Raw genomic sequence first — 19,958 nt, 5'->3', positions numbered from 1 at the left:
GGCTTATTATGAGCACCAATCCCGCCTCCGCCGCCGCCGCCTACGGCACTACGGTTCGTGCGCTGCCCAGCCTCGAAAGCGCCGCCCGTCCGATGGGGCCGAACTTCTCGGAACTGGTCGAGAAGGCGGGGCGCTCGGCACTCGATACCATGTATAAGGCCGAAGGCCAGACCGCCAAGGCGGCAGCCGGTCAGGCGCCGGACATTACCGAAGTGGTGACGGCCGTTGCGAATGCCGAAGTGACCTTGCAGACCGTCGTCGCGATCCGTGACCGCGTGGTGCAGGCCTATAACGAAATCATGCGTATGCCCATCTAACGGGGTGTTTTCTCCCGTTTGGTTTTGCTTTAAGGTCGCAGCACGATGAATGAGGCCACTACGCTCGAAGTCGCGCGCGAAGCCGTGCTCGTGCTGCTGCAAGTATCGGGACCGATCATGGTGATTTCACTGTTGGTTGGTCTCATTATCTCGCTGTTCCAGGCACTCACCCAGATTCAGGAAATGACGCTGACCTTCGTGCCGAAGATCATCGTCGTTTTCATTTCGTTGCTGCTGCTGTTCCCCTTCATGTTGGCAACGATGAAGGGGTTTATGGAACGGCTGGTTGACCGCATTATCTCGCTCGGCTGAGCGCGGGGATGCGGCTTTTCGAAAATATGCTGCTGAGCGAGCTGTTTGCGCTCGTTCTGGTCTTTGCGCGGATCGGGGCAGCCTTGATGGTTCTGCCGCTGTTCGGCGAGCAAAGCATCCCGGCGCGGGCGCGTTTGATGTTCGCCTTGGCTGTGACCATCACCGTCACCCCCTTCTTAATTCCCTCCTTACCCAGCATGCCTCAGTCGGCCATTGCCCTGACCATACTGTTGGTCGGGGAGATTATGATCGGCATATTTTTGGCCCTCTTGGTCCGAATTCTCTTCATATCGCTTGAGGTCGCCGGAACTTCCATCGTCACGCAAATTGGTTTATCGAGCGCGACGATTTTTAACCCAATGATTTCCGAACAAACCTCGGCAGTGGCCACCTTCTTTGGTCTGATTGCTCTGGTGATCATGATGCAGACCGATATGCATCATATGCTCTTGCGCGGTATTCTGGACAGCTATGGCCTGTTTGCGCCGGGGCAGGGGCTAATTATGGGCGATGCGTCCGAGTCGATCACGCGGGTCGTCAGTCAGGCTTTCCGGGTTGGTATTCAGATGACCGGGCCGTTTTTTATCGCCATGATGATGATCAACGTGGCGCTTGGGCTCTTGTCTCGTTTGATGCCGCAGTTACAGGTGTTTTTCTTAGCGCAGCCGGTTCAGATTATCCTCGGCTTCATTCTGCTGATCGTCACCCTAACGGCGATGATGTATGTTTTCGTTGAGACGATTGGTGTTGCAATCCAGGGCATGCTTGCGCCGGGGGGAGGACCATGAGCGAAGAAGACGAGTCCTCTAAAACAGAAGAACCGACACCGAAAAAACTGCAAGAAGCGCGCGACCAAGGGAATGTCATCCAGTCTCGCGACGTCGTTAATTTTGCCATGCTGGGGGCTTCGGCGCTGGTTCTAACGGCCTTCGGCGCAATGATGAGCCATAAGATCACCCTCATCGCCCGGGCATTTATCGAGCGTGCCTGGGATATTCGCGTCGATGATACGAATTTTACCGTCATTATTGGCGAACTCCTGCTGGGAATTGCCGTTAGCCTGCTTGTGCCGATGGGGATTTTGGCAATTGCCGCTTTTGCGGCCTTCTACCTACAGTTCGGCCTGCTCTTTGCGCCAAAGTCGATTGAACCCAAACTCGATAAAATCGATCCGATTAAGGGTTTCGGGCGACTTTTCTCGATGCGCAATATAGTCGAATTCCTAAAAGGGGTCGCCAAGATCATCGTTGTTGGGGCCGCCGCGATCTTTCTGCTTTGGCCGGAAATGAGCAGCATCGACCGGTTCGTCTTCACCGATGTTGCCGATACGCTTGGTGAAATCAACCGCTTAGCCCTGAGTGTCGTGTTTCTGGTCGTTGCCATTGTCGCCGTGGTCGCCGGGGCGGATTATCTCTATCAGCGCTTTGCCTTCATGAAGCAGATGCGCATGTCGAAGCATGACCTGAAGGAAGAGTTTAAAAACCAGGAAGGGGATCCCCACGTTAAAGCCAAACTGCGCCAGATTCGGATGGAGAAGGCGAAACAGCGCATGATGGCGGCCGTCCCTCAGGCAACGGTGGTTGTGACGAACCCCACCCATTATGCCGTAGCCTTGAAGTATGAAGATATGATGCCCGCCCCGAAGGTCGTGGCGAAGGGGGTTGATGCCGTGGCGCTGCGCATTCGCGAGTTGGCGAAAGAGAGCAATGTGCCGGTCGTCGAAAATCCGCCGCTGGCGCGGACGCTCTATGCCTTGGTCGAGCTTGATAAGGAAATTCCGCCCGATACCTATAAGGCGGTTGCCGAGGTTATCTCCTTCGTGATGCGGCGCAACCAACGCAGTGGCGGCCCGTCGAAGCCGCTTGCTGCCGGGATTATGGCGGCAACCTCGGTCGGCAGCACAGTGCCGGCGGATGATGCCACCCCGCCCGCGTTTGGCCAGTAGTTAGGGCAGGGCGGCGATGATCCGATCTTGGTGGAAACCCCGTCCGACCGTTGTTCAACCGCACGCAATCGCTCTGCCGCCACTGCCATTGCCAACGGTTTTCGCGGTCGATGGGGTCATTCGCAGCGCCAACCCGGCCTTTCGTCGGTTGCTTGGTGTGAATGACCCGATTGATCGACCGCTATTTTCTTTCATTGCCGATGGGCAGGAAGCCGTCGCGCAGGCTTTGGCCGGGGCGCAGACGGTTCCGGCGCCGGTCGAAGTCGATCTGATCGCCGAACCCGGGCGGGAAACGCGCTGCGCCGCGCGGCTTTACTTCGAACGCTGGGCGGCGGATGCCGGGCCATCGGGCTGGTTGATCCAGGCGGTTGATATTTCCGACCAGAAGGAGTTGGAAAACCGTATCGTTCAGTCGCAAAAAATGCAGGCCGTCGGGCAACTTGCGGGCGGGATCGCCCATGATTTCAATAATCTGCTGACTGCGATGATCGGTTATTGCGACCTCTTACTGCAACGGCATCGGGCTGGCGATGCCTCCTTTGCCGATATCATGCAGATCAAGCAGAACGGCAATCGGGCGGCGGCGCTGGTACGGCAACTGCTGGCGTTTTCCCGTCAGCAGAAACTGGAGGTTTCGCAGGTCGATATTTCCGACGTGCTGGCCGAACTCTCGCACCTGTTGCGGCGTTTGATCGGCCAGGGCATCGAGTTGGAACTGCATCATGGCCGTGACCTCGGGTTGGTCCGCGTCGATGCCGGGCAGTTGGAGCAGGTGATCATCAATTTGGCCGTCAACGCGCGCGACGCGATGCCCAATGGTGGGCGGTTGACGATTGCCACTATGATCGAAACGGTAAAATTCGCCCGCCGGATGGGGCATGAAACGATGGCCCCCGGCGATTACGTGGTGATCTCGGTGACCGATACCGGTTCCGGCATGCCGCCGGATGTGCAGGCGCGGATTTTCGAACCCTTCTTCACGACAAAGCCGGTCGGCTCCGGTACCGGCTTAGGCCTCTCGACGGTCTATGGCATCGTTCGGCAGACGGGTGGGTTCATTAAGGTCGATAGCACGATTGGCGTGGGCACGACCTTTACGATTTATCTGCCGCGCGTCGCCCCGCTCGAGGAACCGCAGGCCGTTCCGGTCAGCCGGGAGAAGGCGCCGACCGAGATGGCCGCCCCCGACGCGGCGGGCGGTGGACGCGGGGCGATCCTGTTGGTGGAGGATGAAGACCCGGTGCGCGCCTTTGCCGCCCGCACGCTGCGCAGCAAAGGGTATCACGTCACCGAAGCGCAATCGGCGGAAGCCGCGCTAGATCTTGTGCGGGGCGGGCTGACGCGGCCCGACCTCCTGATTACCGATGTGGTGATGCCGGGGATGGATGGCCCGAGTATGGTGCGCGAAATTTGGCACAGTTTTCCAGGGTTGCCGGTGATTTGCGTTTCCGGCCACGCCGATGGCGACCTGCGTGAACAATTAACGGCGCTCGGGGATATCGCTTTCTTGCAAAAACCTTTCAGCCTCAAGCAGTTAGCGGCGAAAGTAGCAGAACGGATGCCCGGGCAGGGATAAGCGTTTGTTCTGAGAACGTTCTTGAAACTCCCGTTTGTTCTCTTTATAGTCCGGTCTTGGGCATCCCCTGGCCGTTGAAGCCTTGGCCTGGCCCGCGTTGCATCGCCGTGAGGGCTGTGGAATAACCGGGAGGCATTCATCATGACCGTCGCGCAACTGCGCCTTATCGATAAAGACATCATGGACAAGAACAAGGCTTTGGAAGCCGCCCTCGGGCAAATCGAACGCGCCTTCGGCAAAGGCTCGATCATGAAACTGGGCCAGCGCGAGCAGGCGGTGGACACGGAAGTGATCTCCACCGGCTCCCTGGGGCTGGATATTGCCCTGGGCATCGGCGGCTTGCCGCGCGGGCGCATCATCGAAATCTACGGGCCGGAAAGCTCGGGTAAGACGACGCTGGCGCTGCACGTCATCGCCGAAGCCCAGAAGGCAGGCGGCACCTGCGCGTTCGTCGATGCCGAGCATGCACTCGACCCGACCTATGCTCGCAAGCTCGGCGTGAATATCGACGAGCTGCTGATCTCGCAGCCGGATGCCGGGGAACAGGCGCTGGAAATCACCGATACGCTTGTGCGTTCTGGCGCCATCGACGTGCTGGTGGTCGATAGCGTCGCGGCCCTGGTGCCGCGCGCCGAACTTGAAGGCGAAATGGGCGACTCGCACGTCGGTCTCCAGGCACGGTTGATGAGCCAGGCCCTGCGTAAGCTCACCGGCACGATTTCCAAATCGCGCTGCATGGTGATCTTCATCAATCAGATTCGCCAGAAGATCGGCGTGATGTTCGGGAACCCGGAAACCACGACGGGCGGCAATGCGCTGAAGTTCTATGCCTCGATCCGTCTCGACATCCGCCGCATCGGCGCGATCAAGGACCGCGATACGGTGGTCGGCAATCAAACCCGCGTGAAAGTGGTGAAGAATAAGATGGCGCCGCCGTTCCGCGTCGTCGAGTTCGATATCATGTATGGCGAAGGCGTTTCGAAGGTCGGTGAACTTATCGATCTCGGGGTTAAGGCCGGGATTGTGGAGAAGTCGGGCGCTTGGTTCTCCCACGATGGTCAGCGCATCGGCCAGGGGCGGGAAAACGCCAAAACTTTCCTGCGGGAGAATGGCAGCGTCGCCGATACCATCGAACAGGCGATCCGCGCCAATGCCTCGGGGGTTGCCGATGCGATGATGGGGGCGCCGGATACTTCGGGCGATTAGGCGTCGGGCGGGGGCGTTCCGCATTGGAACGCCTCTCGCCGTTAGCGGCATGGACAAGCCCGCCTTGCCCGCGCTACAAGGCAAGACCTGCGTGTGAGTGAGAGCGGGCGGCGTGCGCGCCGGATCGCCAACGGGAAGGCCATGCAAACTACCAACGACGTTCGCGCTAAATTCCTTTCGTATTTCGGCAGCCAGGGCCATGCGGTCGTGGAGTCGAGCCCGCTCGTGCCCCGGAACGATCCAACGCTGCTCTTTACCAGTGCTGGGATGGTGCAGTTCAAGAATCTGTTCACCGGTACGGAAAAGCGCGATTACGTGCGCGCCACCACGTCGCAGAAATGTCTGCGCGCGGGCGGTAAGCATAATGATCTCGAGAACGTTGGCTATACGGCCCGCCATCATACGTTCTTCGAAATGCTCGGTAATTTCTCGTTCGGCGATTATTTCAAAGAACGGGCCATCGAACTCGCGTGGACGACGGTCACGCGCGAGTTTGGCCTTGATCCGAAGCGCTTGCTGGTCACCGTCTATCATGACGATGACGAAGCGCATGGGCTGTGGAAGAAGATTGCCGGGCTGACCGACGATAAAATCATTCGGATCGCCACCAGCGATAACTTCTGGTCGGCGGGCGATACCGGCCCCTGCGGTCCATGCTCGGAAATCTTTTTCGATCACGGCGCTAAAGTGTGGGGCGGCCCGCCGGGTAGCGCCGAACAGGATGGCGACCGGTTCATCGAAATCTGGAACCTTGTGTTCATGCAGTTCGAGCAGCAGGCGGATGGATCGCGTTTGCCGTTGCCGCGCCCGTCGATTGATACCGGCATGGGGCTGGAGCGCGTGACGGCGGTGCTGCAAGGCAAGCACGATAATTACGATATCGACCTGATGCGGGCGCTGATCGAAGCCTCGGCCCAGGCGGCGAGTTCCGACCCCGATGGGCCGCATAAAGTGTCGCACCGCGTGATCGCCGATCATCTGCGCGCCTCCTGCTTCCTGATGGCCGATGGCGTGCTGCCGTCGAACGAGGGTCGGGGGTATGTGCTGCGGCGCATCATGCGCCGCGCCATGCGCCACGCGCATCTGATCGGGTGCCGCGATCCGCACCTGTGGCGGTTGGTTCCGGCCCTGCAAAAGCAAATGGGCGATCATTACCCCGAGCTGAACCGTGCCGGGGCGCTGATGACCGAAACCTTGAAGCTGGAAGAAACCCGCTTCAAGGCAATGCTGGATCGGGGGCTGAAGCTGCTGGAAGATGAAACCAGCAAGCTCGGCGATGGTCAGGCCCTGGCGGGCGATGTCGCCTTTACCCTCTATGATACCTATGGCTTCCCGCTCGACCTGACGCAGGATGTGCTGCGCGGTCAGGGACGGACGGTCGATACCCTTGGTTTCGAACAAGCGATGCAGGCCCAGCGTGAGAAGGCGCGGGCGGCCTGGTCCGGCTCTGGGGAAGCGGCAACCGATAAGCTCTGGTTCGATCTCCGCCATCAGCATGGGGCAACCGACTTCCTCGGCTATGCCACCGATAGTGCCGAGGCCCAGGTGCTGGCGATTGTCGCCGATGGTGCCCCGGTGACAACGGCGGCGGCGGGTACCCAAGTCGCGGTGATCGTCAATCAAACGCCGTTCTATGGCGAATCGGGCGGTCAGCAGGGCGACCAGGGGATGATCCAGACGCTCGCAGGCGGTCTCGTCCGCGTTACCGATACGCAAAAGCGCGTCGGTGATCTATGGGTCCATCTCGGCGTGGTGGCGGCGGGTAGCCTTGCGGTTGGCGATGGGGTGACGGCGACGGTCGATGCCGCGCGCCGCAACCAGATCCGCGCCAATCACTCGGCCACCCATTTGCTGCATGAAGCGTTGCGTCGCCGCCTGGGCGACCATGTGACGCAGAAGGGGTCGCTGGTCGCGGCAGAGCGCTTGCGCTTCGACATCAGCCACCCGAAGCCGCTGACGGCGGACGAGGTGCAGGATGTGGAGCGGGAGGTGAACGCCCGCATCCGCCTCAATACCCCCGTTGGCACCCGCCTGATGACGCCGGACGATGCTATCGCCGAGGGGGCGATGGCGCTGTTTGGTGAAAAATATGGCGATGAAGTCCGCGTGGTGACGATGGGCGGGGACAGTACGCGCTTCTCGGTCGAACTCTGCGGCGGCACGCATGTGCGCAGCACGGGGGATATCGGCGCGTTCAAGATCCTTGGCGAAAGCGCGGTTGCGGCAGGGGTGCGCCGCCTCGAAGCCATCACCGGCCAAGCCGTGCTCGACTATCTCGCGCAGCAGGAAGCGACCCTATCGGCGGCGGCGGGCACGTTAAAGACCACCGTGGCCGAGGTTCCGGCGCGCGTTGCGGCGCTGGTCGAGGAGCGTCGCCGGTTGGAGCGGGAGTTGCTCGATGCCCGCAAGGCTTTGGCGACGGGTGGCAGCCAGGGCGCGGCCGCTGTCGAAACCCTGGCCGGGGTGAGCTTTATTGCCCGCCGGGCTGATGGCGTCCCGGCCCGCGAACTCAAAGGCATGGTCGACCAGTTGAAGCAAGATCTGACCGATGGGATCGTGGTGGTTGCGGCGGCGGATGAGGCGGGAAAAGTCTCGCTGGTCATCGGCGTGACCGAGGCCCTGTCACAGCGGGTGAGTGCGGTCGATCTCGTGCGCGTCGGGGCGGAAGCCCTGGGGGGTAAGGGCGGCGGCGGTCGTCCCGATATGGCCCAAGCGGGCGGGGCGGATGCCGCCTTGATCGATGCCGCCTTCGCAGCGGTTCGGGAGAAGGTCGGGGCGTTGGCGACGGCCTAGCACCATAGAAAACGGGGGAAGAGATGATCTTCCCCCGTTGTCGTTTTGAAGCGGCTGAAGCGATGGTTAGCCTTCGGCCGAAAGCTCCCGAATAGCTTGCAACTGGTTGAAAATCTGCGAGACGGGGAGGGCGCTCAGGCTGTTGGACAGATTATTAAGGCTGGAGGCGAGATTGCGCGTTTCTTCCTCCATCCGGGCCGACGCTTCCCGTAGACGCGCCGCCCCTTGCCGCATCGCCTGAGTCGAGGCTGCCGATGCGGCGGCGGAAGCGCGTAGACGGGCGATTGTGGCTGATAGGTTGACCTTTTTGACGCGGTTCGGATCAATATTATCGTTTGCGACAATGCGCTTCAGTTTAAAATTCACCTGAACAATGTCAGCGCTCATGATCTAAATCCCATATCGTCAAAAGCCGCCAAAACCCTGCGGAAATTTCACTTTAAGGATCGCTGCAAATGCGAAGCAGAGCAAGTGAAAAATTTACCATTCATTTATCATAATTGAAACTCCTTTAAATTCAGCGGATAATCGGGCGCTTTTCTGGGGAAAAGTGAAGAAAGGCTACTTAGCATCTGCAGCATTTTGGTTTTTTGGCAGGTGCCTATCTATCGAGTGAATAAAATCAGGGAGGGGAAAATGTTCAGCCTTATGACACCGCAGCTCGTTGTGATGGGCGGGGGTTCCCGCCACGAGACGGTAACGGTTCTGCAGCGCTTGGGAATTACGCGCCCATTGATTGTAACCGATGGGTTTTTAGTGAAGACCGGGGTTGTGGGTGAGATAGAAGCACTCCTTCATAAAGGCGGAATGGCGCCGGGGCGGTTTGACGAAACCGTGCCCGATCCAACGGTGGCTGTTGTGGAAGCAGGCGTTACCCGTCTGCAGGAGGGGGCCTACGATGGTTTGTTGGCCATCGGCGGCGGCAGCCCGATGGATACGGCCAAGGCAATGGCGGTGCTCGCGGCGGGCGGCGGCGCCATGCGTGACTATAAGGTGCCCGCCAGCGCCGATAAGGCCGATCTGCCCATCGTGTGTATCCCGACCACAGCGGGCACGGGGTCGGAGGTAACCCGCTTTGCCGTGATCACCGACGAGGCGACCGACGAGAAAATGCTCATCATGGGCCTCGCCTGTTTGCCGCGCGCCGCTATTGTCGATTACGAACTAACGCTGACCAAGCCGCTGCGCCTGACCGCCGATACGGGTATCGACGCGCTGACCCATGCAATCGAAGCCTTTGTTAGCAAGAAGGCAACGCCGCTCAGCGATGTTTATGCGCTGGAAGCCATGCGCTTGATCTATCCGAACCTGCGTACCGCGTGCTTCGAGCCGGGCAATCATGCCGCGCGTGAGGCGATGATGCGCGGGGCGACGCTGGCGGGCCTCGCTTTTTCCAACGCCTCGGTCGCGCTGGTCCACGGTATGAGCCGCCCTATCGGCGCCTTCTTCCATGTGCCGCACGGCCTGTCGAACGCGATGTTGCTGCCGGTGGTCACGGCCTTTTCCGCTCCGGCGGCGCTGGACCGCTATGCGACGGTTGCCCGCACGCTCGGTCTGGCAACGGCGGCGGAGGGCGATCAGGCCGCCGTTTCGGCTTTGCTTGAGGCCTTAACCGCGCTCAACCGCGATCTAACGGTGCCCAGCCCGGCGGCCTATGGCATTGACGAGGCGCGCTACCGCGATCTCATGCCGCGCATGGCTGAACAGGCCCTGGCCTCCGGGTCGCCCGGCAATAACCCGCGTGTGCCGACGGCGGCGGAAATCGTCACGCTCTATGACGCCGCCTATCGGGGGTAAGCTCGGGGGATTGGGGGCTGCTCGGCCCCTGATCCCGCCTCCGTTTCACGACCGCGCGAACGTCTCAATGGCTTCCCGCGTCGCATAGCTGGGCTGGGCGCCCTGGGTCAGGCAGGCGAGACTCCCGGCGGCGAGGGCGAAGCGCAGGGCGTCGGGCGCGGCGACTCCCCGGCTGAGCGCGGCGAGCAGGGCGCCGACGGTCGCATCGCCCGCGCCGGTCGTATCGACGGGGGTGATGCGCTTAGCCGGGGCGCGAATTATCTGGCCGGAAAAGCGGGCGACCGCCCCCGCCGCGCCGAGGGTGATGACAACGTCGCCCGGCCAAGCAGCGAGCGCCGCGTCCGGGGGGGCGTGCCCGGTCAGGGCTTCAGCCTCCCCTTCATTTACGATCAGCAGATCGACGCGGGCGTCGAGATCGCCGGGCAGGTCCTGGGGGGGAACCGGGGCGAGATTCCAAACTACTTTCGCCCCGGCGGCGCGGGCAATGTCGGCGGCGGCGAGGGTTTCGCCAAGGTCGAGTTCGCCTTGCAGCAGCAGCCAATCTTGTGGGCCGAGCGGCGGGAGGTCGCGCGCCTGCACAGCGGCATTGGCGCCGGAGGCGACGAGAATCTGATTTTCTGCCGTCGCTTCTTCCACGGCAATCAAAGCAACGCCGGTTGAAGCCCCGGAGAGCGTCCGCACGCCGCTGAGATCGACCCCGCCGTCTTTCAGCAAGGCCAGGGCTGGCGCGGCGAAACTATCGGCGCCAACGGCCCCGATCAGGCGAACCTCGGCCCCGGCCCGGCGGGCGGCGAGGGCTTGATTCGCCCCTTTACCGCCGGGATGGGCGGCGAAGGCGCCCCCGAGCACGGTTTCACCCGGCTGCGGCAGATGCGCGGCACGCACGACAAGATCGAGATTGATGGAGCCGAAAACCGTGATCATCGTCAGGAATACCGCAGTAAACGGTCGCACAGGCGGGCGAAGAAGGCATCGGCGTCGATATCCAGCAACACCTTTGCTTGCGGCAGCGGCGGCTTGGCGACACCCCACCAATCGGCGGTCAGGCGCCCCTCGTTAGGGCCGGGCAGCACATCGACCGAAACGCCGCCGGTTTTGCCGGTCATCAGGTCCGGCCACAGGATATGGCCGATAACGCAGGGATCGTGCAGCGGCGGGCCATCGCTATCGACATGGCGACCGCGACGGCCATAGGCGGCCATCATCGACAGGGTGGTCTGGGCGATGGCGGTTTGAACGCCGGTCAAGGGCGCGAGGCGGGCGGGGCTGGCCTCCGCCTGCCAAGTCAGATCGAGCGGGATAATCTCGAGGGGTGCGCCACTGCGGCAAACGATGTCCGCCGCATGGGGATCGGTCAGAAAGTTGAACTCGGCGGCGGGGGTGGCGTTGCCCTGCGCCACGCCGCCCCCCATCACGACGATGCGGGCGATGCGCGGCGCGATATCCGGTGCCTGGATCAAGGCGGCAGCGAGATTGGTCAGCGGCCCCGTGCAGGCCAGGATGATTTCGCCGGGGGCATGGGTGCGCAGCAGACGGATGATCGCCTGCACGGCATGCTCGTCCGAAACCGGGGCCTGCGGCGGCGGCAGATGCTCTGCCCCGCGCATACCGCTATCGCCGTGGATATGGGCCGCCGTTTCCAACCGGCGGAACAGCGGCGCCGGGCAACCGGGGTGGATTGGCACAGAAACGCCCGCCAGATCAACCAGTTGACGGGTGTTGGTCACCGTCCGCTCTAACCCAACGTTGCCCGCCGCGACGGTAATGGCCAGCACATCGAGTTCCGGGCTAGCAAAGGCCAGCAGCAGGGCGATGGCGTCGTCAAGACCGGGATCGCAGTCGATGATGAGCTTGTGCGCGGGCATTAAGCGGCCTCCGTCAGGAAGAAATCTTCGAAGAGATCGGCGACGATATCGGGTTGTTCCAAGCTTGCGAGATGGCCGCAGTTTTCCAGAATGACCAGTTTGGCGTTCGGCAGACCGGCAGCGATTTCCTCCGCCCGTTCCGGCGGGGTCAGCGCGTCCTGCCGCCCGACAATGACAAGGGCAGGGCAGGTGAAGCCCGGCAGATCGGGCACCGAGTCGGCCCGGGTTAAAATCGCGTTCTGTTGGCGCAGAAAACCCTCCCGGCCAATGCGTTGTGCCATGCCAATAATGGTTTCGACCAGCGCCGCATCCTCCATCCGATCCGGGTGGATCAGCAGCGGCAGCAGGCGGGGCGTTACGCCTTTAAAGCGGCCCACCTGGGCCATGCGCATCAGGGCGCGGCGGCGTTCCTGCTGCTCTTCGGTATCCGGGCGGGCGGAAGTGTCGAGCAGGGCTACGCGGGTCACGCGCTCCCTGGCTTGGCGCAAGACTTCGAGGGCCAGATAGCCGCCCATCGACAGCCCGGCGAGGGCGAAGCGCGGCGGCGCATCGGCCAGCAACCGGGCCGCCATTCCCGCAATCGTATCGTCCTTCGTCGTATCCGCCACGCGCATTGCCAGACGCCCGCCCAAAGCGGTCGCTTGCGGGCGCCACAGGGCTTCGTCACACAGCAGCCCCGGGCAAAAAATCAATTCAGGCAGGTCGGACACGGGCGCCTCGTTTCTGAAAACAGCGGCGCGCACCCTAGCGAAAGCAGTGGCGCCTGCCAATCTTCGGACAAACACGCCTGTTAGGCGGCCCAAACCAGCGCTTTTATTTGACTTGCCGGTGCGGGAAGCGATAATGCGCCTCAGACAATCCCCCGCCGTTTTTTCGGTTTCTTTGACGAAGGCAGATTTCCGCCGCATGTCGTTTGTTGACCTTGGCCTTAGCCCGGAAGTCGTCCAGGCTGTCACCGATACGGGGTATACCACCCCAACCCCCATCCAAGCCCAGGCGATCCCGCAGGTTTTGATGGGCCGGGACATTTTGGGCTGCGCCCAGACCGGGACCGGTAAAACGGCTGGTTTCACCCTGCCGATGATCGATATCTTGGCCAATGGCCGGGCCCGGGCGCGCATGCCGCGCTCGCTGATCCTAGAGCCGACGCGCGAACTTGCCGCACAAGTTTCCGAGAATTTCGAAAAATACGGTAAATACAGCAAACTCAGTATGGCGCTGTTGATCGGCGGCGTTGCGTTCGGCGATCAGGAAAAGGCGCTGGACCGCGGCGTCGATGTGCTGATCGCCACGCCCGGTCGCTTGCTCGATCATTTCGAGCGCGGGCGCATTCTGCTGAACGATGTGAAGATCCTGGTGATCGACGAAGCCGATCGTATGCTGGACATGGGCTTCATCCCGGATGTCGAGAAAATCGTGTCGCTGCTGCCGCCATTGCGCCAGACGCTGTTTTTCTCCGCCACCATGCCGCCCGAAATTAAACGGCTGGCCGATGCGTTTCTGCAAAACCCGAAGGAAATCACCGTCGCCCGGCAATCGACGACGGCGGAAACGGTGGAACAGGGGCTGATTGTCGTTGAAGATGAAGATAAGCGCCCGGCGCTGCGGCAGTTGCTGCGGTCGGAAGAGGTGCGCAACGCGATCATCTTCTGCAATCGCAAGCGCGATGTCGATATTGTCGGCAAATCCTTGAAGAAGCACGGTTTCAACGCTGGGGTGCTGCATGGCGACATGACCCAGAGCGCCCGGACGGAGATGCTGGAAAAATTCAAGGCGGGCGAGGTGACAATCCTCGTGGCGTCCGACGTTGCGGCGCGCGGGATCGACGTGGCTATGCTCAGCCATGTCTTTAATTTCGACGTGCCGATCCATGCCGAAGATTATGTTCACCGCATCGGTCGCACCGGGCGCGCGGGCAATCTGGGCAAGGCTTTCACCTTCGCTAAGCCCGACGATACCAAGTTCGTGGCGGCGATTGAGGGCATCATCAATAAGCCAATCCCGCGCTTGACGCTGGAGGGGACCGAGACGCTCGAACTGCTCAGCGACGAAGAAGTGGCTGCGGAGCGCAAGCGCCGTCGCCGTGCCCCGAAGCGCGATGACGCTCGCGGTACCAGCAAGCCCGACGCTGGCGGTCAGCCGCAACCCTTCCACGGCACCAAGGCCGCTGTGCATCGCCGCGATGTTGCGCCGTCCGAAGCGGTGGAACGGCCCGAACGCCCGTCCCGCGACCGTTTCGAGCGTCCGCGCCGGGAGCGGGAACCGAGCTTCCGCGACCGTGACACCGACCGCCCGCGCCGCGACCGCCGCGACGACCTCGGCCCATCCGTTCTAGGCTTCGGCGACCATGTGCCCGCCTTCATGCTGCGGGTGCCGCCAGCGGCGTGACACGCATTTGGGGGCCTCGTGCCCCCAGCGTTGCCTTGATGTGCTGGTGCTTTTCGAGATCCCGCTCTCTGGTAGAGGCGGGATTTTTTTATTTATCTCAATAGAATAGAGGTGATCGCTAAGGGCCTAAGCCCTTAGCTTGGGGTTGTTAGGGGCGAATAGCCCCTAACCTTGCACCCTCACACCAGCGGATTAAACGCCGCCAACTCCCGCCATCTCCGGCACGCCACCTGATGATCCGCCGTCACGGGTTCGACCGTCGGGCGGTCGCCCGCGCAGGCGTCTTGCGCGTCTGGGCAGCGGGTGCGGAAGGTGCAGCCGCTGGGCGGGTTGAGCGGCGAGGGTAGGTCGCCGGTCAGCACGATGCGCTTGCGGGCGCGTTCCTTCTCCGGGTCCGGCATCGGCACGGCGGAGATAAGGGCGCGGGTATAGGGGTGGCGCGGGGCGGTGAACACCTCCTCCGCTGGCCCCATTTCCACAAGTCGGCCCAAATACAGAACCGCGATCCGGTGGCTGATATGCTTCACCACCGATAGATTGTGCGAGATGAAGATCAGCGACAGGCCGAGTTCCTTTTGCAGATCGATCAAAAGATTGATGATCTGTGATTGGATCGACACGTCGAGCGCCGACACCGGCTCGTCGCACACCACCAGCTTCGGGCGCAGGATCATCGCCCGGGCGATGCCGATACGCTGGCACTGCCCGCCCGAGAATTCATGCGGATAGCGGTTGACGTGCTGGGGCGACAGACCGACGCGGCTCATGATCTCGCGCACCCGGCGGCGGATTTCGTCCTTGCCGAGTGATTTGTGGAAGGTGACCAACGGTTCGGCGATGATTTGTTCCACGGTCATGCGCGGGTCAAGCGCCGCCAGCGGATCTTGGAAAATGATCGTCATATCCTTGCGCACGTCGCGCAGGGCTTTCGATCCCAAGGCCTGCATATCCTGCCCGAGCCACAGGGCCTTGCCGCCCGTCGGCTCGATCAGGCGCAGCACGGCCCGGCCCAGGGTGGATTTTCCGCAGCCACTTTCGCCGACGACGCCCAGGGTTTCCCCCGGCTGGAGGTCGAAGCTGATGCCATCGACGGCCTTCAGGCTGCGCGGATCGCTGAACAGGCCGCCGCCGGGCAGGGTGAATTCCACGCGCAAATCGCGCACGGACAGCAGGGGAGCGGTGCTCATGCCGCAGTCTCCGTCAGGAAGCAGGTGCAGCCGCGCTGCCCGCCGAGATCCTTGTAAGTCGGACGGTCGGTGTGGCAGCGGTCGAAGGCCTGCGGGCAACGCGGGGCGAAGGCGCAGCCTTTCGGCAGGTTTTGCAGATTGGGCGGCTGGCCGGTAATGGTCGGCAGGGCCGAGCGCGGCACCGTGTCGAAGCTCGGCATCGCCCCCAGCAGCCCTTGCGTATAGGGGTGCTTCGGCGCGTAGAAAATCTCGTTCACCGGCCCCTGTTCGACGATCCGCCCGCCGTACATGACGATCACCCGATCGCAGAGACCGGCGATAACGCCGAGATCGTGGGTGATCATGCACAGGGCGGTTTTCTGATTGTCTTTCTGAAGATCGACAAACAGATCGAGAATTTGCGCCTGCACGGTCACGTCCAGCGCAGTCGTCGGCTCGTCGGCGATCAACAGATCGGGGGAGCAGAGCAGCGCCATCGCAATCATCACCCGCTGGCGCATCCCGCCCGAAAATTCGTGCGGGTACATATCAAAGCGCCGATCAACGTCGGCGATGCCGACGCGCTGGAGCATGCCGCGCGCTTTCTCGCGGGCCGCCACTTCCGACAGGCCCTGGTGCTGCACCAGAACTTCGGTAAGCTGGCGGGAGACGCGCAGATAGGGGTTCAGGCAGGTCATGGGATCTTGGAAGATCATGGCCATTTCCTTGCCCCGGATGCGGTTCAACTCATCTGGCGGCAGGTTCAGCACCTCCCGCCCGTTGAGCTTGACCGAGCCGGTGGACCGCCCGTTCAGCGCCAGCAACCCCATGATCGACATGAAGGTCTGGGATTTGCCCGAACCGCTCTCGCCGACAATACCGACGCGCTCGCCCGGCCCAACCGAAAAGCTGACCGAATTGACCGCTGAAACCTCGCCATCGGGCGTGGCAAAGCGGGTGGTGAGGTCTTTAACCTCCAGAACAGCGTTGCTCATATCAACGATCCTTGGGATCGAGCGCGTCGCGCAGCCCGTCGCCGATGAAGTTGAGCGCAAACAGCGTCGCGGCTAGGAAGACGGCGGGGAAGATCAGAATCCAGGATTGATCCTCCATCACCTTCGTGCCTTCGGAAATCAGCACGCCCCAGCTTGTCATCGGTTCTTGCACCCCGAGGCCGAGGAACGACAGGAAGCTCTCGATCAAGATAACGCGCGGCACGGTCAGCGTCGCATAGACGATAACGGGGCCGAGGGCGTTGGGGATAATGTGGCGCCGGATGATCGTGGCATCGCTGACGCCGACGGCGCGGGCCGCTTCCACAAACTCCCGGCGCTTCAGGCTTAGGGTCTGACCGCGCACGATGCGGGCCATGTCCAGCCATTCGACGGCGCCGATGGCAAGGAAAATCAGTACGATATTCCGGCCAAAGAAGACGAACAGCAGAATGACGAAGAACATGAACGGCAGTGAATAGAGAATATCCACCGCACGCATCATCACATTATCGATCCGCCCACCGACATAGCCCGCGATGGCGCCATAGGTAACGCCGATCAAGAGGCTGACCAGGGTGGCGACGATACCGACCAGCAGCGAGATGCGGGCGCCGTACAGGGTGCGCACAAACATATCGCGCCCGTTCACATCGGTGCCGAACAGGTGCCAAGTCGCAAGCGACGGCGGGGCGCCCATCTGGTCCCAATAGACCGTATCGTAATTATGCGGCGACAGATTCGGCCCAACGATAGCCAGAATCGTGATGAAGCCGAGGATGAACAGCCCGGCCAGCGCGGCATGATTGCGGCGCAGGCGGCGCCACGCATCTTGCCACAGGCTGCGCCCGGCGATTTCGGTTTCGGGGGAGGTGATGCTGGTCATTCGAACCGCACCTTCGGATCGAGCAGCCCGTAGAGCAGGTCCACAAGCAAATTGAAGAGAAGGATGAGGGCGGCGTACAGCACGACCATACCCATCACCAGCGTATAATCGCGGTTCAGCGCTCCCAGCACGAAATAGCGCCCGATGCCGGGGATACCGAAGATCGATTCGATCACCACCGCGCTGACGATGGCCGACGCCGTTGCCGGGCCAAGGTAGGAGACGACCGGCATCAGCGACGCCTTCAGCGCATGCCGCGCCAGAATCAGCCGGTTTGGTAGACCCTTGGAGCGGGCCGTGCGGATGAAATTAGACCGCAGCACTTCGATGGTCGAGGCGCGGGTCAGGCGCGCAACATAGGCAATCTTCGGCAGCGCGAGGGCGAACAGCGGCAGGATCACCTGCTCCGGCTTGCCCCAACCGCCAACGGGCAGCCAACCGAGATGGACGCCGAGCAGCAGGGTCAGCAAGGGCGCCATGACAAAATTCGGAATGGCAATCCCCGCCATTGCCCCAGCCATCGCCACGTGATCAATGCGTGAATTTTGCCGGAACGCGGCGATCATCCCGATGAGGATGCCCGCCGTTGTCGCGATCAGCACCGACCCTAGGGCGAGCGATAGGGAAATCGGTAAGCCCTTCATGATCAACTGACCGACCGTGAAGTCTTGATATTTGAAAGAGGGGCCGAAATCCCCCTGCGCGAGCCCGACCAGATAGCGGCCAAACTGCATATAGAGGGGTTCGTCGAGATGGTAGGCTTTGCGCAGATTCGCTTCGATGGCGGGCGCAAGCTGGCGGTCGCTGTCGAACGGGCCGCCCGGGGCGACGCGCATCATAAAAAAGGCGATGGCGATCGCAATAAAAAGGGTCGGCACCGCACTGAACAGGCGGTTCAACACAAAACGGCTCATAAGGGTATCCCCCGCGAAGGAGTGCGGCTCTAAAACTGGAGAGCGGCCGGACCTAGCGTCCAGCCGCTCCCAATCCAGAGGTCGGCGTCGCCGTTAGTTGGCGACAATCTCCATCCAGCGGCTGCGATGAATGTCCTTCGTGTTCGACACGAAGCCCTTCAGCTTCTGCGACACGAGGTTCTTCGAGACGTAGAAGTAGATCGGCATCAGGGCATCCTGATCGATCCCAATACGCTCGGCCTTCGCCATGATTTCGGCGCGCTTCTTCAGGTCCACCGTCGTGCCGGCTTCCAGCATCAGCTTGTCGTAATCGGCATTGGAAAACTTGCCGTAGTTGTTGGAACCGGTACGGGTTTCCAGCAGGTATAGGAAGTTCTGCGGATCGTTATAGTCGGCAATCCAACCCGCACGACCGACTTGGAAGTTGCCGTCGCGCAGCGTGTTATAGTGGACTTTCACGTCGCGGTTAACCAGTTCCGCTTCGACGCCCAGTTCTTGCTTCCACATGCTCTGCACGGCGATAGCAATATTCTTATGACCTTCGGACGTGTTGTAGCTGAGTTCCAGCTTCAGCGGCTTGCCCGGGCCGTAACCGGCTTCTTCCATCAGCTTCTTGGCCATGGCCACCCGTTCGGCCTTGGGCTTATCGGCCCAATCGGTCTTCAAGGCCTGACCATAGTTCGAGATGCCCGGCGGCACGATCCCGAAGGCGGGGATTTCACCAGCCTTGGAGACCTTCTGGGTGATGATATCGCGGTCGACGACCATCGACAGGGCCTTACGGACCTTCGGGTCTTTCGTCGGGCCGTTGGCCGAGTTGAACGTATAGTAGTAAAGCCCGAGGTAGGGGGCGATCTTCAGTTCGTTCGGCAGTTCGCGCGTCAGTGTATCGATACGGGCCGGGTTAATATCGGTAACAAGATCCATTTCACCGGCCCGGAAACGCTTTTCCATTTCGGTGCGGTCTTCGTTCCCCGTGAAGATGACTTTTTCGATCTTCACGTTTTTGGCGTCGTAGAACTTCGGATTCTTGACCAGTTCCACCTTATCGTTCGGCGTATAGGCCGACAGCATATAGGCGCCATTGGTCACCATCGTGCCCGGCTTCACCCAATCATTACCGGCCTTTTCCACCACATGCTTCGGCAGCGGGAAGGAGGTGTAATGGGTCAGAAGTTCGAGGAAATAGGGGGTCGGTTCTTTAAGGGTGATTTCCAGCGTTTTGGCGTCGATGGCCTTGGCGCCGATCTTGGTGAAATCGGTTTCCTTGCCGGAATTAACTTCCTCCGTCCCCTTGATCGGGTACAGCAGCGAGGCGTATTTGGCGGCGCGCTTCGGGTCCATGATACGGCGATAGGCGAAAACGAAATCTTCGGCCGTCACCGGCGTGCCATCGGACCAAGTGGCATCAGCGCGCAGCTTGAACGTATAGACGGTGCCGTCAGCACTGATCGACCAGCTTTCAGCGGTCCCCGGAATAACCGTGCCATCGGCGGCTTCGGTCGTCAGGCCGAGGAACAGATCGCCCGCGATGCGGTTTTCCCACGTGCCCGACATGTTCTGCGGATCCAGCGTATCCGGCTCGCCCATATTGGCGACGCGCAACGTCATCTGCGCTTGGGCAAAACCGGAAACCAACGCCGTGGACAGACCAAGGGCCAAGGCGAGCGAACGGAACTTAACCATATAAAACATCCCCCAGAGGTGTGAACGAAAAGGCCCCGGCTATTATCGGTCTTATCGCCAGGACGGGGCCATTGAGCAGCAGGAATCCCTTAGGATTTCACTGCACGCAGCACGA

The 19,958-nt window shown here is 61.4% G+C and carries 18 protein-coding genes; 9 read left to right on the top strand and 9 right to left on the bottom strand.

Annotated elements, in window-relative coordinates; translation table 11 throughout:
- Positions 1 to 8 precede the first annotated feature (8 nt).
- The 7 genes from fliE to alaS all read left to right on the top strand — a co-directional run bounded on the left by fliE (position 9) and on the right by alaS (position 8,149).
- Complete coding sequence (gene fliE / locus CHR90_RS10765) at positions 9 to 317, top strand: flagellar hook-basal body complex protein FliE (protein ID WP_094408994.1); 309 nt, start codon at positions 9 to 11, stop codon at positions 315 to 317.
- Positions 318 to 362: 45 nt separating this feature from the next.
- On the top strand, positions 363 to 629 hold the full coding sequence (fliQ, locus tag CHR90_RS10760; RefSeq protein WP_094408993.1) for a flagellar biosynthesis protein FliQ: 267 nt from the start codon (positions 363 to 365) through the stop codon (positions 627 to 629).
- 8 nt (positions 630 to 637) lie between these two features.
- Positions 638 to 1,417, top strand: a complete 780-nt coding sequence (gene fliR / locus CHR90_RS10755; RefSeq protein ID WP_094408992.1) for a flagellar biosynthetic protein FliR — start codon at positions 638 to 640, stop codon at positions 1,415 to 1,417.
- Positions 1,414 to 2,574: a flagellar biosynthesis protein FlhB gene (gene flhB, locus CHR90_RS10750; protein ID WP_094408991.1), complete on the top strand. Its 1,161-nt coding sequence runs from the start codon at positions 1,414 to 1,416 to the stop codon at positions 2,572 to 2,574. The genes fliR and flhB overlap by 4 nt, the downstream gene beginning before the upstream one ends.
- 16 nt (positions 2,575 to 2,590) lie before the next feature.
- A complete protein-coding gene (locus CHR90_RS10745; protein ID WP_094408990.1) occupies positions 2,591 to 4,150 on the top strand; it encodes an ATP-binding protein in 1,560 nt (519 codons plus the stop codon).
- Positions 4,151 to 4,291: 141 nt separating this feature from the next.
- A complete protein-coding gene (gene recA, locus CHR90_RS10740; RefSeq protein WP_094408989.1) occupies positions 4,292 to 5,356 on the top strand; it encodes a recombinase RecA in 1,065 nt (354 codons plus the stop codon).
- Positions 5,357 to 5,497: 141 nt separating this feature from the next.
- A complete protein-coding gene (gene alaS / locus CHR90_RS10735) occupies positions 5,498 to 8,149 on the top strand; it encodes an alanine--tRNA ligase (protein ID WP_094408988.1) in 2,652 nt (883 codons plus the stop codon).
- 66 nt (positions 8,150 to 8,215) lie between these two features.
- On the opposite strand, the gene CHR90_RS10730 is transcribed toward alaS, so the two are convergent.
- The gene (locus CHR90_RS10730; RefSeq protein ID WP_094408987.1) at positions 8,216 to 8,536 is read right to left on the bottom strand and encodes a hypothetical protein; all 321 of its coding nucleotides are present in this window, start codon (positions 8,534 to 8,536) and stop codon (positions 8,216 to 8,218) included.
- Between the two features lie 249 nt (positions 8,537 to 8,785).
- Here CHR90_RS10730 and CHR90_RS10725 point away from each other — a divergent pair, with 249 nt between their 5' ends.
- Positions 8,786 to 9,946 carry an iron-containing alcohol dehydrogenase gene (locus CHR90_RS10725; RefSeq protein WP_094409261.1) on the top strand — a complete coding sequence of 387 codons (1,161 nt, stop codon included), beginning with the start codon at positions 8,786 to 8,788 and terminating at the stop codon, positions 9,944 to 9,946.
- A 45-nt stretch (positions 9,947 to 9,991) separates the two neighbouring features.
- On the opposite strand, the gene CHR90_RS10720 is transcribed toward CHR90_RS10725, so the two are convergent.
- From CHR90_RS10720 to CHR90_RS10710, 3 genes are read right to left on the bottom strand one after another with little or no spacing between them, the layout of a single operon-like run.
- Positions 9,992 to 10,870, bottom strand: coding sequence for a ribokinase (locus CHR90_RS10720; protein ID WP_094408986.1), 879 nt, complete (start codon positions 10,868 to 10,870; stop codon positions 9,992 to 9,994).
- 2 nt (positions 10,871 to 10,872) lie between these two features.
- Entirely contained in the window at positions 10,873 to 11,811 is a 939-nt protein-coding gene (locus CHR90_RS10715) for a nucleoside hydrolase (RefSeq protein ID WP_094408985.1), read from the bottom strand.
- On the bottom strand, positions 11,811 to 12,521 hold the full coding sequence (locus CHR90_RS10710; RefSeq protein ID WP_229671446.1) for an alpha/beta fold hydrolase: 711 nt from the start codon (positions 12,519 to 12,521) through the stop codon (positions 11,811 to 11,813). The genes CHR90_RS10715 and CHR90_RS10710 overlap by 1 nt, the downstream gene beginning before the upstream one ends.
- A gap of 196 nt (positions 12,522 to 12,717) precedes the next feature.
- On the opposite strand from CHR90_RS10710, the gene CHR90_RS10705 reads away from it, so the two are divergent.
- A complete protein-coding gene (locus CHR90_RS10705; RefSeq protein WP_094408983.1) occupies positions 12,718 to 14,199 on the top strand; it encodes a DEAD/DEAH box helicase in 1,482 nt (493 codons plus the stop codon).
- A 179-nt stretch (positions 14,200 to 14,378) separates the two neighbouring features.
- Here CHR90_RS10705 and CHR90_RS10700 read toward each other — a convergent pair whose 3' ends face one another.
- The 5 genes from CHR90_RS10700 to CHR90_RS10680 all read right to left on the bottom strand — a co-directional run bounded on the left by CHR90_RS10700 (position 14,379) and on the right by CHR90_RS10680 (position 19,843).
- A complete protein-coding gene (locus CHR90_RS10700) occupies positions 14,379 to 15,386 on the bottom strand; it encodes an ABC transporter ATP-binding protein (protein WP_094408982.1) in 1,008 nt (335 codons plus the stop codon).
- Complete coding sequence (locus tag CHR90_RS10695) at positions 15,383 to 16,360, bottom strand: ABC transporter ATP-binding protein (RefSeq protein WP_094408981.1); 978 nt, start codon at positions 16,358 to 16,360, stop codon at positions 15,383 to 15,385. Before CHR90_RS10695 ends, CHR90_RS10700 begins: the two co-directional genes overlap by 4 nt.
- Before the next feature lies 1 nt (position 16,361).
- On the bottom strand, positions 16,362 to 17,243 hold the full coding sequence (locus CHR90_RS10690; RefSeq protein ID WP_094408980.1) for an ABC transporter permease subunit: 882 nt from the start codon (positions 17,241 to 17,243) through the stop codon (positions 16,362 to 16,364).
- The gene (locus tag CHR90_RS10685; RefSeq protein ID WP_094408979.1) at positions 17,240 to 18,157 is read right to left on the bottom strand and encodes an ABC transporter permease subunit; all 918 of its coding nucleotides are present in this window, start codon (positions 18,155 to 18,157) and stop codon (positions 17,240 to 17,242) included. The genes CHR90_RS10690 and CHR90_RS10685 overlap by 4 nt, the downstream gene beginning before the upstream one ends.
- A gap of 93 nt (positions 18,158 to 18,250) precedes the next feature.
- Complete coding sequence (locus CHR90_RS10680) at positions 18,251 to 19,843, bottom strand: peptide ABC transporter substrate-binding protein (protein WP_229671447.1); 1,593 nt, start codon at positions 19,841 to 19,843, stop codon at positions 18,251 to 18,253.
- Between the last annotated feature and the right edge of the window lie 115 nt (positions 19,844 to 19,958).

It is taken from the genome of Elstera cyanobacteriorum (assembly GCF_002251735.1).
GTDB lineage: Bacteria > Pseudomonadota > Alphaproteobacteria > Elsterales > Elsteraceae > Elstera > Elstera cyanobacteriorum.
This window is presented reverse-complemented; position numbering and strand designations above follow the sequence as displayed.

Bases quoted from the DNA above. Each gene is read 5' to 3' on its own strand.
- fliE (WP_094408994.1), top strand. From the start codon at position 9: ATGAGCACCAATCCCGCCTCCGCCGCCGCCGCCTACGGCACTACGGTT.
- fliQ (WP_094408993.1), top strand. From the start codon at position 363: ATGAATGAGGCCACTACGCTCGAAGTCGCGCGCGAAGCCGTGCTCGTG.
- fliR (WP_094408992.1), top strand. From the start codon at position 638: ATGCGGCTTTTCGAAAATATGCTGCTGAGCGAGCTGTTTGCGCTCGTT.
- flhB (WP_094408991.1), top strand. From the start codon at position 1,414: ATGAGCGAAGAAGACGAGTCCTCTAAAACAGAAGAACCGACACCGAAA.
- CHR90_RS10745 (WP_094408990.1), top strand. From the start codon at position 2,591: ATGATCCGATCTTGGTGGAAACCCCGTCCGACCGTTGTTCAACCGCAC.
- recA (WP_094408989.1), top strand. From the start codon at position 4,292: ATGACCGTCGCGCAACTGCGCCTTATCGATAAAGACATCATGGACAAG.
- alaS (WP_094408988.1), top strand. From the start codon at position 5,498: ATGCAAACTACCAACGACGTTCGCGCTAAATTCCTTTCGTATTTCGGC.
- CHR90_RS10730 (WP_094408987.1), bottom strand. From the start codon at position 8,536: ATGAGCGCTGACATTGTTCAGGTGAATTTTAAACTGAAGCGCATTGTC.
- CHR90_RS10725 (WP_094409261.1), top strand. From the start codon at position 8,786: ATGTTCAGCCTTATGACACCGCAGCTCGTTGTGATGGGCGGGGGTTCC.
- CHR90_RS10720 (WP_094408986.1), bottom strand. From the start codon at position 10,870: ATGATCACGGTTTTCGGCTCCATCAATCTCGATCTTGTCGTGCGTGCC.
- CHR90_RS10715 (WP_094408985.1), bottom strand. From the start codon at position 11,811: ATGCCCGCGCACAAGCTCATCATCGACTGCGATCCCGGTCTTGACGAC.
- CHR90_RS10705 (WP_094408983.1), top strand. From the start codon at position 12,718: ATGTCGTTTGTTGACCTTGGCCTTAGCCCGGAAGTCGTCCAGGCTGTC.
- CHR90_RS10700 (WP_094408982.1), bottom strand. From the start codon at position 15,386: ATGAGCACCGCTCCCCTGCTGTCCGTGCGCGATTTGCGCGTGGAATTC.
- CHR90_RS10695 (WP_094408981.1), bottom strand. From the start codon at position 16,360: ATGAGCAACGCTGTTCTGGAGGTTAAAGACCTCACCACCCGCTTTGCC.
- CHR90_RS10690 (WP_094408980.1), bottom strand. From the start codon at position 17,243: ATGACCAGCATCACCTCCCCCGAAACCGAAATCGCCGGGCGCAGCCTG.
- CHR90_RS10685 (WP_094408979.1), bottom strand. From the start codon at position 18,157: ATGAGCCGTTTTGTGTTGAACCGCCTGTTCAGTGCGGTGCCGACCCTT.
- CHR90_RS10680 (WP_229671447.1), bottom strand. From the start codon at position 19,843: ATGGTTAAGTTCCGTTCGCTCGCCTTGGCCCTTGGTCTGTCCACGGCG.